Raw genomic sequence first — 12,515 nt, forward strand, 5'->3', positions numbered from 1 at the left:
CTCGCTTAGAGACGAACCTGTCCTTCGTAGACGCGTACGGCTGGGCCGGTCATCAATACCGGTTTGCCGGGGCCAGCCCATTCGATGCTCAGGCGCCCGCCCGGCAGGTCGATGGACACGGGAGAGTCCATCCAGCCCTGGGCGATGGCTGCCACGGCGGCGGCGCAGGCGCCGGTACCGCAGGCCTGTGTTTCGCCGGCACCGCGCTCCCAGACCCGCAGGTTGGCACGGTGGCGGTCGACGACCTGGATGAAGCCGGCGTTGACCCGCTGCGGGAAGCGCGGGTGGTGCTCGATCTTAGGGCCCAGCTCATGCACGGGGGCACTGCGCACGTCATCGACGCGCAGCACCGAATGCGGGTTGCCCATGGACACGGCGGCGATCGAGTGAACCTGGCCATCGACTTCCAGTGGATAGCTCAGCGCCTGCTGGTCGGCAACGAAGGGGATATCGGCCGGGTTGAAGCGCGGCGGGCCCATGTCGACACAGACCTGGCCGTCGTTCTGCACATCAAGCTCGATGACACCGCCTTTGGTTTCGACGCGGATACGCTTCTTCGCGGTCAGGCGCTTGTCCAGCACGAAACGGGCAAAGCAGCGCGCGCCGTTGCCGCACTGTTCGACTTCGGAGCCATCGGCATTGAAGATCCGGTAGCGGAAATCCACTTCCGGATTGCTCGGTGCCTCGACGATCAGCAGCTGGTCGAAGCCGATGCCGGTGTGGCGATCACCCCACTGCTTGGCATGCTTGGGCTGGATGTGCGCGTGCTGGCTGACCAGGTCCAGGACCATGAAGTCGTTGCCCAGCCCGTGCATCTTGGTGAAACGCAGCAGCATGGGTTCACTCCGGCAGCAGGCTTTCGCCGGCGAACAGTTCGGCAATGGTCTCGCGGCGGCGGACTTCGAAGGCCTGGTCGCCATCGACCAGGATTTCGGCGCAACGGCCACGGGTGTTGTAGTTCGAGCTCATGACGAAACCATAGGCGCCCGCGGAGTGCACGGCCAGCAGATCGCCTTCGGCCAGGTTCAGCTGGCGATCCTTGGCGAGGAAGTCACCGGTTTCGCAGATCGGGCCGACCAGATCGTAGGCACGGCCTTCGCCTTCACGTGGCTTGACCGCGCTGACGCCCATCCAGGCCTGGTACAGCGCCGGACGGATCAGGTCGTTCATCGCCGCATCGATGATGGCGAAGTCCTTGTGCTCGGTGTGCTTGAGGTATTCGACGCGGGTCAGCAGTACGCCGCCGTTGGCGACGATGTAGCGGCCCGGCTCGAACACCAGGGCCAGGTCGCGTGCGCCGACGCGTTCACGGATGGCCTTGATGTAGTCGGCCACCAACGGTGGTTGTTCGTCGCGATAGCGCACGCCGACGCCACCGCCCAGGTCGAGGTGACGCAGATGAATACCGCAGTCGGCAAGGCGGTCGACCAGGTCGAGCAGGCGGTCGAGGGCGTCAAGGAACGGGTCGACGGTGGTCAGCTGCGAGCCGATGTGGCAGTCGACACCGACCACGTCCAGGTTGGGCAACTGTGCGGCGCGCACGTAGATGGCTTCGGCATCGGCGATGGCGACGCCGAACTTGTTCTCTTTGAGGCCGGTGGAGATGTACGGATGGGTGCCGGCATCGACGTCCGGATTGACCCGCAGCGAGACCGGGGCGACCTTGCCCATCTCGGCGGCTACCACTTGCAGGCGCTCGAGTTCGTCGGTGGATTCGACGTTGAAGCAGTGCACGCCGACTTCCAGCGCGCGGCGCATGTCTTCACGGGTCTTGCCGACGCCGGAGAACACCACGCGGTCGGCCCGGCCGCCGGCGGCCAGCACACGCTCCAGTTCGCCACCGGAAACGATGTCGAAGCCCGCGCCCAGCCGTGCAAGCAGGTTCAGCACACCGAGGTTGGAGTTGGCCTTGACCGCGAAGCACACCAGGTGCTCGACCCCTTGCAGGGCGTCGGTGTAGCTACGGTACTGGGCCTCGATGTGGGCGCGCGAGTAGACGTAGGTGGGGGTGCCGAAACGTTCGGCGATGGCCGACAGGGCCACGCCTTCCGCGAACAGTTCACCGTCGCGGTAGTTGAATGCGTCCATTGGATTTCCTTACTGCTCTGGCGACTGCTCGGGCAGCGATTCTTCGTCTTGCGGGGCGGCCTTGGCCGGCTGCGCGTGCTGGTGCGACGACTTGCGTGCGCTCTTGCCGTCCTTGCCGTCTTCAGGCAGGTACAGGGGGCCTTTCTGACCGCAGGCCGAAACGAGGCAGGCTACAGCGACCAGCGCCGCAATGGAGGAAATCAGGCGCTTCATGGGTGAAATCCTTTGAAATAAGCAGTATTGCGCCCGAGTATACCGAGCGACCGGCGGATTGCCTATGCAAGGGCCGGTCCGTCGGGCGGGCCAGGCTTGCTCGTTGTGAGGGTTGGGCTCGGTGCTGCCGGTCGCTAGTCTTTGCAATCAGCGCCCAGCGGTCGTATCGTGCCCGGCTTGCGTGTGTGCAGCCATTTTCGAGGTTCCTGCAATGAGTTTGAGCGAAGCGCGTTTCCACGACCTGGTCGACGCGACCCAACAGGCCCTGGAGGATCTGTTCGATGAGACCGACCTGGACCTGGACATGGAAAACTCCGCCGGTGTCCTGACGATCAAGTTCGACAACGGCAGCCAACTGATCTTCAGCCGCCAGGAGCCGCTGCGTCAGCTGTGGCTGGCCGACCGCTCGGGCGGTTTCCACTTCGACTATGACGAAGAGAGTGGCAAGTGGGTCTGCGAGAAGAGCGAAGAACTGCTCGGTGAGATGCTCGAGCGCATCGTCTGGGAGCGAGTCGGCGAGAAGCTGGACTTCGACGAGATCTGAGATGAGCGAGCAACCGCGGCCGCCCAAGCCGCTCTACAGCAACGTCAGCCCGGCCGTGCCTTCGCCGTGCATCAGCGTCTGCCGACTCGACGAGCGTCGGGTCTGCACCGGATGCATGCGGCATGTGGAGCATATCCGTGAATGGCGTTCGGCCGATGACGAACGGCGGCGGCAGATCTGCCGCGAGGCCGACGCGCTGAGGGCTTCGACGCCACAGGCTTGAGTATTTGCCCGGCTGTGGTAGTGTCAATCCGGTACTGGCCGCGCCAGAAGCATTCTCAAACCCCGCCCTTGGGCGGGGTTTTGCTTTATCTACAGCTTGAAATACTTCGTTGAAAGGAGTCTGACTGGACCATGAGCACCAAGCCTTCCCTCATCCTCACCCGACTGGACGTGCAGCGTCTTGAGCGTCTGCTCGACAGCCTCGACGAAAGCACGCCGGGTGTGCTCGCCCTGCAGGACGAGCTGGACCGCGCCGAACAGGTGGTCGGCCACGAGGAGGTCCCGGCGGGCGTGGTGACTATGAACTCGCGCGTGCACTGCCGCGAGGAAGCCACCGGCAAGGATTATCACCTGACCCTGGTCTACCCGAAGGACGCAGGCGTGGAAGGCAACGTCTCGATCCTGGCGCCGATCGGCTGTGCGCTGCTGGGGTTGTCGGTGGGCGACCAGATCGACTGGCCGGCGCCGGGTGGCAAGACGCTGAAGCTCAAGCTGCTCGAGGTGGAATACCAGCCTGAAGCGGCGGGTGATTTCGACCTCTGAACGGCATCACCTACAAACCAGCCTGTAGCTGCTCCAGCCCATCATTGAGCGACTGCTCCAGTTCGCGCTTGTAGCGCAGGAACAGCACCGTCGAGCCCTGTTCGTCCTCAAGCAGTTCGGACAGATCCAGGTCGGTGATGTAGCAGCGGTAGTTCCCGGCGCTGCGGCGCTGGCGGAGAATCTGCCGGGCGACCACGGCATACAGCTGGTCGCCGTGATCGAGCTGGGAAAACTCCTGCTGGTCGCAATACAGCGTGACATGCACGTCATCCCCCGCGCCTGCCTGGAGAATCGCCTGCACTTCGTAGTACGGCTGGCCGCCCGCGACCTGTGGCGCGGGCCGAGGCTCCAGGGCACGGCATTTGCCTGGGCCGTTGGGCAGTAGCTGGTAGTAGAGGATGTCCAGCGCGGCCTGTTGCAGGCTGTCGAGCGGCAGTTGGGCATCGCGGCGTACCACGACCGACTGCAGAAAGCGTTGCAGGGGCAGCAGCAGGTGGCTTTCGTCCTGCAGTGGCAGCCGCTGCTGCCAGAGTGCGTTGTACTCATCGAGTACGTAGAGTTCGGCCCAGCCTTCGTGCAGGCGATAGAACACCTGGATGCAACCCGGCTGGCCCTGCTCCAGCACCAGCGGCAGGTCGTGGTCCTGCAGGGCGTTGGCGTCGAGGTACAGCGGGCTGTACTGGCTGCGCTCCTCGCCGAGGTGGGCGAGCACGGCATCCTGGTCGTCCAGGGTGGTCAGGCTGACCTGGCCGGGCACCAGGTCCAGCACATGGGTGTGCTGCGCCACCTGCAGCAGGTAGCGGTGGTTCAGGCCCTGATCCAGCAGCGACTGCACGGTCTCGAAGATGTCCTCGACGCGCTGGGCGATCGCTTGCGCGCGGTTGTGGCAGAAACAGCGCACCCGTAACCGCGGACGCTGCGTGCGTGGGCCTTGGCTGTTGAGAAAATCACGCAGGCAGCGCATCAGCGCGTGCTCGCCGTCGTAGCGCTGCACCAGCACTTCGTTCCAGCTGTTCAGGGTGATCTGGTCGAAGGTCAGCACCAGGTTTTCGCGCACCCCGGCATAGCTCAGCGAGTCGGTGCGCTCGGTGGTCATCAGGATGTTCAGGTCGCGGTGATGACGCAGCGGGTCGATGCCAACGTTGACCAGCAGCAGGATTTCGTCGGCCACGCTTGGTTGCAGCAGGCGGATTTCGCTGACGGTTTCCAGCGGTAGCGCGATGGTCTGCTGCAGGCTGCCGAGCAGGTTGAACAGCTCGAATTCGCTCAGGTCGCTGACACCAGGGTGCAGAGCCAGGCGGGTGCTGCTGTCGATGACGCCGTTGCGGTGCGCCCAGGTCAGCAGTTCGAGCAGTTCGCGGCAGCGTTTGATCGGGCTGAAATGTTCCCACTCGTGCACGCCCAGGTTGCCGTTGTACAGGCCCCAGTGGTGGGTGCCCGGCTCCTTGCGGTTGGGCGACTGGACGAGGGTGAGCGTGTCTTCGGCGACGTCCGGGGCGATGCCCGGGTTGATGACCTCGATCTTGCCGGCGCGGCGCTCGAAGGCTGCGTACAGGCGCCGACCCAGTACGTTGAGGTCGCGTTGATCAGCGCGGCTGCTGGCGTTCTGGTCGCGGGCGAACTGGCTGAGGAAGCGGTAGCTGTAGTTCAGCTCGGCAACCAGCTCGCGACGCTCGACCGCCACCTGGCGGACCTTCCACTGGCTGCGGCTGTCGAGCAGGGCCAGTTGGCGCTCGTCCCAGCCCCACTCCTCGGTCAGGCGCTCCAGGAGCTGGCGCTGCCAGCCGGTGCTGCGTGTGCGAGCCAGGGCGCTGAGCTTCTTGTTGACCTTCAGGTAGAGGCTGCGTCGCACCAGCTCCAGGCGCGCGTGCTCGCCGCGGCGCTGCAGGTACTGCTCGATCCGCCGGTAGACCATGACATAAGGGTCCAGCTCGTCGAGGTCCAGGCGGTTGGCGAACACCGCAGTTTTGTAGTCCAGGCTCAGGCAGCGCACTTCGGGGTGCTCGCTGGCGTAGACCTCGGTCAGCAGCAGCTTGAGCAGCGATTTGTAGGGCGAGTCGATGCCCTTGAACAGTTGCCACAGTCCGGCGCCGACGAACTCACCGGGGGGGATGTGCGCGAGGTGGCCCAGGTCGAGGTCGTCTTGGGCGCGAATGAAGCGCTTGGACAGCAGCGTCTGGGTGTAGGCCTGGTAGTTGTGCTCTTCGTAGACCGGCACCAGCCACCACAGCGGCGTGCGCCCGGCCAGCCAGATCGCCGTGCGATAGAACTCGTCGAGCAGCAGGTAATGCTGGGTGGTGCCGCAGTCGTCGGAGCTGAGCTGGCTGTCGCGTTCGCCCTGGACAAAGCCCTGGGGCTCGATCAGGAAGAAATGCGCCTCGGCGCCCTGGGTAGCGGCCCAGGCCTCGAGCAACTGGCATTTGCGCCGCAGCTCGGCCAGGGCGCCCTCGCCAATCCCCGGCGCATGGCAGACCCACAGGTCCATGTCGCTTTGCTCGGCCTGGGCCAGGGTGCCGAGGCTGCCCATGAGGAACAGGCCGTGAATCGGCCGTGGCGGGTTGCCGTGGCGGGCCTTGTAGGTGAAGGAGCGGGTCAGGCGCTGGGCCTCGGCCAACAGATCGGCGTCCGGCTCGAAGCCCGAGACGCCCGCTGGCGTGCTGCCCGACACATAGCCCGGCAGCAGCGGATGATTGACGTGGAAGAACAGCGGCAGCAGCGTCAGTACCTGCTGCTGGCGGCTGGACAGTCCTTCCATGGCCCGCTCGAGGCGCCCCTGGTTCAGCTGGAGAAAGCGCCCGCGCAGGGTCGACAGCACCTTGCGGTCGATACCGTCGTGCAGATCGGGGCGAATTTCATGGGGGTGGTTCATGACGCACTCAGACAGGCCGGGGGAGCACCGGCGAGTTTAGCCTGAGTGGCGAGGTCGGATAAGAGGGTGAGTGGCATTTTGACGCCATTTTTCCAGCGCCCAAGAAAGTGCGGTGTCTTTGCGGGCCTCATCGCGGGACAAGCCCGCTCCCACAGATCCAACCAGACCCTTGAAAACGGTGCTGCACCTGTGGGAGCGGGCTTGTCCCGCGATGAGGCCGGTGCAGTTATGCAGGCTGTGGGGTCTTCAGAACATTCAGCAGCAACTGCACGCTCTCCACCGCATCGTGTCCCAGGCTGGTCAGGTAACCGCCGTCTGGCTGATCGGTCAGTTGCTTGTCATGCAGGCGTTTGGCCGCAGCGACCAGGGCTGGCGAGGCATTGGCGTGAATCTTGATCCCTTCCTGGCTGCTGTCGAGGTTGAACAGCGCAAGGACTTCCAGTTCGGCGACCAATTCGGGGGTAAAGGACATGGGGCGACTCCTGACTTCTCAGACGAGGATGGAAGTCAGGAGTGTAGTCAGGCTTCGTCGTCGTCGCCTTGATTTGCCTCAGGTGGCAATTCGGGCAGGGCACGCAGGGCATTTTCGTACCACTCGGTATCGAATGCGCGGTCCTCGGTGAGCAGCGCGTCGATCTCGATGGCCAGCACGTGGGCCATGAGGTTGAGGATGTCTTCGCGTTCGTAGCCGACCAGGGTCAGCTTGTTGAAGGTGGCCTTGGCCGCAGGCGGATTGCCGCTCTCGATCTGGTTCTCGATGGCCTGGGTCAGCGTCGCCTCGGCGAATTCTTCGTCGTCGTTTTCGATGTCGGTGGGTTCGCTCATGGCGCTACTCCTGTGATGAAAGCGACAGTGTGCCATGCCTGTGTCGGCAATGCCCGGTCATCGACGCGCGCCATGATGCTGGTCAGGGGGTGGCCAGGCGGCTATAACAGCCAGGCCAACCCCTTACGGCCTGGAGGCTGTCGTTCATGCTCAAGCTCTACGGATTCGCGGTCAGCAACTACTACAACATGGTCAAGCTGGCCCTGCTGGAAAAAGGCGTGCCCTTCGAGGAAGTGCCGTTCGTTTCCGGGCAGACGCCCGAGGTGCTGGCCATCAGCCCGCGTGGCAAGGTTCCGGTGCTGGGAACCGAACACGGCTTTCTCAGTGAGACAAACGTGATCCTCGACTACATCGAGCAGACCCACCCCGAGCATCCGCTGCTGCCCAGTGATGCATTCGGGCAGGCCAAGGTGCGTGAGCTGCTCAAGGAGATCGAGCTGTACATCGAACTGCCTGCACGTACCTGCTACGCCGAAGCGTTCTTCGGTACGGCGGTGGAGCCGCTGATCAAGGAGCGGGCGCGCAGCGAGCTGCTGGCAGGTTTTGCCACGCTCAAGCGCAACGGCAAGTTCGCGCCTTATGTCGCTGGCGAAAAGCTGACCCTGGCTGACCTGATGTTCTGCTTCTCGGTCGACCTGGCGTGTGCGGTAGGCAAGAAGGTGCTGGGGATCGATTTCCTGGCGGACTACCCACAGGCAGCGGCGCTGTTGGGGAAGCTGCGCGAGCATCCGCACATGGCGCGGATCGTGGCGGACAAGGAGGCGGCGATGCCAAGGTTCATGGAGATGGTGCAGAACAAGCGGTGATGGGAAGAAGGGCCGCTGTGCGGCCCATCACGGCACAAGGCCGCTTCCACAGGGTTCGAGGTGTCCTGTGGCAGCGGCCTTGTGTGGTGATTCGAGGGCGCGGCCCTCGGTACGCGCCTAGCGGGAAGCCAGCAGCGCCTTGCCGCGCGCCACCGCTGCACGCACTTGTGCCGGCGCGGTGCCGCCGATGTGGTTGCGCGCGTTCACCGAGCCTTCCAGGGTGAGTACGGCAAACACATCCTGCTCGATCTGGTCGCTGAACTGACGCAGCTCGTCCAGGCTCATCTCGGCCAGGTCCTTGCCGGTGTCGACGCCGTACTTCACGGCGTGCCCGACAATCTCGTGGCAGTCGCGGAATGGCAGGCCGCGGCGCACCAGGTAGTCGGCAAGGTCGGTGGCGGTGGAGAAACCACGCAGCGCCGCTTCACGCATGATTGCGTGCTTGGGCTTGATCGCCGGGATCATGTCGGCAAAGGCACGCAGCGAGTCGCGCAGGGTGTCGGCGGCGTCGAACAGCGGTTCCTTGTCTTCCTGGTTATCCTTGTTGTAGGCCAGCGGCTGGCCTTTCATCAGCGTGAGCAGGCCGGTCAGGGCGCCGAACACGCGGCCGGTCTTGCCACGCACCAGCTCCGGGACGTCCGGGTTCTTCTTCTGCGGCATGATCGAGCTACCGGTGCAGAAGCGATCAGGCAGGTCGATGAACTGGAACTGCGCACTGGTCCACAGCACCAGCTCTTCGGAGAAGCGCGACAGGTGCATCATCGCCACGCTGGCGGCCGCACAGAATTCGATGGCGAAGTCACGGTCCGAGACGCCGTCCAGCGAGTTGCCGGCCACGGCTTCGAAGCCCAGCAGCTTGCAGGTCAGCTCACGGTCGATCGGGTAGGTGGTGCCGGCCAGCGCCGCGCTGCCCAGCGGCATGCGGTTGGCGCGCTTGCGGCAGTCGACCAGGCGCTCGTAGTCGCGGCTGAGCATTTCGAACCAGGCCAGCAGATGGTGGCCGAAGGTCACCGGCTGGGCGGTCTGCAGGTGGGTGAAGCCGGGCATGACGGTTTCGGCTTCGCGCTCGGCCTGCTCCAGCAGACCCTGTTGCAGGCGGGTGATCTCGTCCAGGATCAGGTCGATCTCGTCACGCAGCCACAGGCGGATGTCGGTGGCGACCTGGTCGTTGCGGCTACGGCCGGTGTGCAGTTTCTTGCCAGTGATACCGATGCGGTCGGTCAGGCGCGCCTCGATGTTCATGTGCACGTCTTCGAGGTCGACACGCCAGTCGAACTGACCCGCTTCGATTTCACCCTGGATGGTTTGCAGGCCATCGATGATGGTGTCGCGCTCGGCGTCGGAGAGTACGCCGACCTGCGCCAGCATGGTGGCGTGGGCGATCGAACCCATGATGTCGTGACGGTACAGGCGCTTGTCGAAATCGACCGAGGCGGTGAAACGGGCGACGAAGGCGTCGACGGGCTCACTGAAGCGGCCGCCCCAGGACTGGTTGGTCTTGTCGGTGCTCATGGATCCACTCATAGAAGGCGTGAATGAAAAAGTGGCGCCGATCATAGCAGGGTTGGGCTTCGCTAAGCAGGGCGCCGGTCGCGAGAAAATTGCCGGTCTACACCGGGTGGCGGGCGCCACAGGATATTCAACGATTGAACGGCAGTGTTCCACGGACCGTCTACAGTTGGACAGAGGACTGGCAGCGATTCTGCCAGACCAGTGAATCTTTGGCCTTCGCATGGGTCTGTAGCGTGACCGTTACAACGGTCACCGACTCCTGTCTACGCTTGTACCCACTGCGAGACTCACTCAGGAATCCAGCGCAATTATGAATGTCCTGATCGTTGATGATGAACCCCAGGCCCGCGAGCGCCTGAGCCGACTGCTTGGTGAGCTCGAGGGCTATACGGTGCTTGAGCCCAGTGCCACCAATGGCGAGGAGGCCCTGGCGCTGATCGATAGCCTCAAACCCGATGTCGTCCTGCTGGACACCCGCATGCCGGGCCTCGATGGCCTGCAGGTGGCGGCGCGTCTGTGCGAACGCGAGGCGCCACCGGCGCTGGTGTTCTGCCTCGATGACGACGAGCAGGAGGCATTCAGCCAGAGCGCCCTCAGCCATGTAGGTCGCACGACCCAGCCCCAGGCCCTGCGCGATGCCCTGCGCAAGGCAGAAAAACCCAACCGCACCCAGCTCGCCGCCCTGACCCGCCCGTCCACCGAAAGCGGAGGCGGCCCGCGCAGTCATATCAGTGCGCGAACGCGCAAGGGTATCGAGCTGATTCCCCTGCCCCAGGTGATCTACTTCATTGCCGACCACAAGTACGTGACCTTGCGCCACGAGTCTGGCGAAGTGCTGCTGGACGAGCCGCTGAAATCGCTGGAAGACGAATTCGGCGAGCGCTTCGTGCGTATCCATCGCAACGCCCTGGTGGCCCGCGAGCGTATCGAGCGCCTGCAGCGCACACCGCTGGGGCATTTCCAGCTGTTTCTCAAAGGCCTCGACGGCGATGCCCTGACTGTCAGCCGCCGGCATGTGGCCGGTGTGCGCAAGATGATGCAGACGCTCTGACCGAGGTGAATGCCGGCCGCTGCCAGGGATGGCGGGCCAGGTGATGACCTGGATCTGCTAGCGAGGCTGGCGGAGCTGTTATCATCGGCGGCATTTCTCTGCTTCGGGGCGTTACATGTCCACTCGCGAAATCCGCATTGCTACCCGTAAAAGTGCCCTGGCCCTGTGGCAGGCCGACTATGTCAAAGCTCGCCTTGAGCAGGCCCATCCGGGCCTGGTCGTGACCCTGGTGCCGATGGTCAGCCGCGGCGACAAGCTGCTCGACTCGCCCCTGGCGAAAATCGGCGGCAAGGGCCTGTTCGTCAAGGAACTGGAAACCGCCCTGCTCGACAACGAAGCCGATATCGCCGTGCATTCGATGAAGGATGTGCCCATGGACTTCCCCGAAGGCCTGGGGCTGTACTGCATCTGCGAGCGCGAAGACCCGCGCGACGCCTTCGTTTCCAACACGTTCGACAGCCTTGAGGCGCTGCCGGCCGGCAGCGTCGTCGGCACCTCCAGCCTGCGCCGCCAGGCCCAGTTGCTGGCGCGCCGCCCTGATCTGGAAATCCGCTTTCTGCGCGGCAACGTCAATACCCGCCTGGCCAAGCTCGACGCCGGTGAGTACGACGCCATCATCCTGGCTGCCGCAGGCTTGATCCGCCTGGGCTTCGAAGACCGCATCACCTCCAGCATCAGTGTCGATGACAGCCTGCCGGCCGGTGGCCAGGGGGCTGTCGGTATCGAGTGTCGCAGCGCCGACAGCGAGATCCACGCCCTGCTGGCGCCGCTCAACCACCCCGATACCGCTGACCGCGTGAAGGCCGAGCGGGCGATGAACAAGCACCTCAACGGTGGCTGCCAGGTGCCGATCGCCTGCTATGCCGTGCTTGAAGGCGATCAATTGTGGCTGCGTGGCCTGGTCGGCCAGCCCAGTGGCGGGACGTTACTGGTGGCAGATGCCCGCGCTCCGCGTGCCGACGCCGAAACCCTGGGCGTGCAGGTGGCCGAAGACCTGCTGGGGCAGGGCGCCGAGGCGATCCTCAAGGAAGTCTACGGCGAGGCCGGCCATCCGTGAGCGGCTGGCGCCTGCTGCTGACCCGCCCCGAAGAGGAGTGCGCGGCTTTGGCGCAGAGCCTGGCTGCTGTCGGAATCGCCAGCAGCCGCTTGCCCTTGCTGGCGATCGACCCGCTGACCCTGGATCAAACGGCCCAGGCGCGACTGGCCGACATCGGCCAGTACCAGGCGATCATCGTGGTGAGCAAGCCTGCGGCGCGCCTGCTGCTCGAGCGGCTTGCCGACGAGGGCATCGCGGCGCCGCTCCAGGGCTGGTTCACTGTGGGGGAGGCGACGGCACGCATTCTCCAGGCTGCCGATCTGCAGGTGACGTTCCCTACAGCGGGTGATGACAGCGAGGCCTTGCTCGGTCTATCTGTCCTGCGAGAGGCTGTCGCAGTTCCTACAGCACGCGTCCTGATTGTCCGTGGTGTCGGTGGTCGTGAATGGCTGGCCGAGCGTCTTGGTGAGCAAGGTGCTAGTGTCGATTATCTGGAACTGTATGAACGTCGCCTGCCGGATTATCCCCCAGGCAGCCTGATGCGCCGGATCCAAGCGGAACGCCTGAACGGGCTGGTGGTCAGCAGTGGGCAGGGTTTCGAACACCTGCTCCAGCTGGCCGGTGCGGATTGGCCGCGTCTGGCGGGGCTTGCGCTGTTCGTGCCAAGCCCGCGCGTGGCCGAACAGGCCAGGGCGGCAGGCGCCCAACAGGTTGTGGATTGCCGTGGCGCGAGCGCCGCGGCCTTGCTGGCAGCCGTGCAGCGCAGCGCTGCACCTGCCTCCTAAGGCGTCGAGCGGATTGCGACG

The 12,515-nt window shown here is 64.5% G+C and carries 14 protein-coding genes; 7 read left to right on the forward strand and 7 right to left on the reverse strand.

The window, feature by feature from the left end:
* Window positions 1–5: 5 nt before the first annotated feature.
* Genes dapF through lptM form a run of 3 tightly spaced genes read right to left on the reverse strand, consistent with a single transcriptional unit; the run spans window position 6 to window position 2,301 of the window.
* On the reverse strand, window positions 6–836 hold the full coding sequence (gene dapF, locus AB688_RS03135; RefSeq protein ID WP_063542120.1) for a diaminopimelate epimerase: 831 nt from the start codon (window positions 834–836) through the stop codon (window positions 6–8).
* A gap of 4 nt (window positions 837–840) precedes the next feature.
* Window positions 841–2,088 (reverse strand): diaminopimelate decarboxylase, encoded by a 1,248-nt coding sequence (gene lysA, locus AB688_RS03140; RefSeq protein ID WP_063542122.1) that lies wholly within the window; start codon window positions 2,086–2,088, stop codon window positions 841–843.
* Window positions 2,089–2,097: 9 nt separating this feature from the next.
* Entirely contained in the window at window positions 2,098–2,301 is a 204-nt protein-coding gene (gene lptM / locus AB688_RS03145; RefSeq protein WP_054891604.1) for an LPS translocon maturation chaperone LptM, read from the reverse strand.
* 211 nt (window positions 2,302–2,512) lie between these two features.
* Here lptM and cyaY point away from each other — a divergent pair, with 211 nt between their 5' ends.
* From cyaY to rnk, 3 genes are all read left to right on the forward strand, one after another.
* Window positions 2,513–2,845, forward strand: a complete 333-nt coding sequence (gene cyaY, locus AB688_RS03150) for an iron donor protein CyaY (RefSeq protein ID WP_054891605.1) — start codon at window positions 2,513–2,515, stop codon at window positions 2,843–2,845.
* Between the two features lies 1 nt (window position 2,846).
* The gene (locus AB688_RS03155; RefSeq protein WP_054891606.1) at window positions 2,847–3,068 is read left to right on the forward strand and encodes a DUF1289 domain-containing protein; all 222 of its coding nucleotides are present in this window, start codon (window positions 2,847–2,849) and stop codon (window positions 3,066–3,068) included.
* 131 nt (window positions 3,069–3,199) lie between these two features.
* Window positions 3,200–3,610, forward strand: a complete 411-nt coding sequence (rnk, locus tag AB688_RS03160; protein WP_054891607.1) for a nucleoside diphosphate kinase regulator — start codon at window positions 3,200–3,202, stop codon at window positions 3,608–3,610.
* A gap of 10 nt (window positions 3,611–3,620) precedes the next feature.
* Here rnk and AB688_RS03165 read toward each other — a convergent pair whose 3' ends face one another.
* The 3 genes from AB688_RS03165 to AB688_RS03175 all read right to left on the reverse strand — a co-directional run bounded on the left by AB688_RS03165 (window position 3,621) and on the right by AB688_RS03175 (window position 7,304).
* Entirely contained in the window at window positions 3,621–6,479 is a 2,859-nt protein-coding gene (locus AB688_RS03165; RefSeq protein ID WP_063542124.1) for a class I adenylate cyclase, read from the reverse strand.
* Window positions 6,480–6,705: 226 nt separating this feature from the next.
* Window positions 6,706–6,951, reverse strand: coding sequence for a TIGR02647 family protein (locus AB688_RS03170; RefSeq protein WP_054891609.1), 246 nt, complete (start codon window positions 6,949–6,951; stop codon window positions 6,706–6,708).
* A gap of 47 nt (window positions 6,952–6,998) precedes the next feature.
* Window positions 6,999–7,304: a hypothetical protein gene (locus AB688_RS03175; protein WP_054891610.1), complete on the reverse strand. Its 306-nt coding sequence runs from the start codon at window positions 7,302–7,304 to the stop codon at window positions 6,999–7,001.
* A 146-nt stretch (window positions 7,305–7,450) separates the two neighbouring features.
* On the opposite strand from AB688_RS03175, the gene AB688_RS03180 reads away from it, so the two are divergent.
* Window positions 7,451–8,110, forward strand: a complete 660-nt coding sequence (locus AB688_RS03180) for a glutathione S-transferase family protein (protein ID WP_063542126.1) — start codon at window positions 7,451–7,453, stop codon at window positions 8,108–8,110.
* Between the two features lie 117 nt (window positions 8,111–8,227).
* Here AB688_RS03180 and argH read toward each other — a convergent pair whose 3' ends face one another.
* Entirely contained in the window at window positions 8,228–9,622 is a 1,395-nt protein-coding gene (argH, locus tag AB688_RS03185) for an argininosuccinate lyase (protein WP_063542128.1), read from the reverse strand.
* A gap of 310 nt (window positions 9,623–9,932) precedes the next feature.
* Here argH and AB688_RS03195 point away from each other — a divergent pair, with 310 nt between their 5' ends.
* From AB688_RS03195 to AB688_RS03205, 3 genes are all read left to right on the forward strand, one after another.
* A complete protein-coding gene (locus AB688_RS03195; RefSeq protein ID WP_054891613.1) occupies window positions 9,933–10,673 on the forward strand; it encodes a LytR/AlgR family response regulator transcription factor in 741 nt (246 codons plus the stop codon).
* Between the two features lie 115 nt (window positions 10,674–10,788).
* A complete protein-coding gene (hemC, locus tag AB688_RS03200) occupies window positions 10,789–11,730 on the forward strand; it encodes a hydroxymethylbilane synthase (RefSeq protein ID WP_063542132.1) in 942 nt (313 codons plus the stop codon).
* Window positions 11,727–12,494, forward strand: coding sequence for a uroporphyrinogen-III synthase (locus tag AB688_RS03205; protein WP_063542134.1), 768 nt, complete (start codon window positions 11,727–11,729; stop codon window positions 12,492–12,494). Before hemC ends, AB688_RS03205 begins: the two co-directional genes overlap by 4 nt.
* The last annotated feature ends 21 nt before the right edge of the window (window positions 12,495–12,515 follow it).

The organism is Pseudomonas putida (assembly GCF_001636055.1).
Taxonomy (GTDB): domain Bacteria; phylum Pseudomonadota; class Gammaproteobacteria; order Pseudomonadales; family Pseudomonadaceae; genus Aquipseudomonas; species Aquipseudomonas machongensis.

Coding starts and splice junctions, on each gene's coding strand:
- AB688_RS03155 (WP_054891606.1), top strand. CDS start 2,847: ATGAGCGAGCAACCGCGGCCGCCCAAGCCGCTCTACAGCAACGTCAGC.
- AB688_RS03165 (WP_063542124.1), bottom strand. CDS start 6,479: ATGAACCACCCCCATGAAATTCGCCCCGATCTGCACGACGGTATCGAC.
- lptM (WP_054891604.1), bottom strand. CDS start 2,301: ATGAAGCGCCTGATTTCCTCCATTGCGGCGCTGGTCGCTGTAGCCTGC.
- AB688_RS03195 (WP_054891613.1), top strand. CDS start 9,933: ATGAATGTCCTGATCGTTGATGATGAACCCCAGGCCCGCGAGCGCCTG.
- AB688_RS03175 (WP_054891610.1), bottom strand. CDS start 7,304: ATGAGCGAACCCACCGACATCGAAAACGACGACGAAGAATTCGCCGAG.
- rnk (WP_054891607.1), top strand. CDS start 3,200: ATGAGCACCAAGCCTTCCCTCATCCTCACCCGACTGGACGTGCAGCGT.
- AB688_RS03170 (WP_054891609.1), bottom strand. CDS start 6,951: ATGTCCTTTACCCCCGAATTGGTCGCCGAACTGGAAGTCCTTGCGCTG.
- hemC (WP_063542132.1), top strand. CDS start 10,789: ATGTCCACTCGCGAAATCCGCATTGCTACCCGTAAAAGTGCCCTGGCC.
- cyaY (WP_054891605.1), top strand. CDS start 2,513: ATGAGTTTGAGCGAAGCGCGTTTCCACGACCTGGTCGACGCGACCCAA.
- AB688_RS03180 (WP_063542126.1), top strand. CDS start 7,451: ATGCTCAAGCTCTACGGATTCGCGGTCAGCAACTACTACAACATGGTC.
- argH (WP_063542128.1), bottom strand. CDS start 9,622: ATGAGCACCGACAAGACCAACCAGTCCTGGGGCGGCCGCTTCAGTGAG.
- lysA (WP_063542122.1), bottom strand. CDS start 2,088: ATGGACGCATTCAACTACCGCGACGGTGAACTGTTCGCGGAAGGCGTG.
- dapF (WP_063542120.1), bottom strand. CDS start 836: ATGCTGCTGCGTTTCACCAAGATGCACGGGCTGGGCAACGACTTCATG.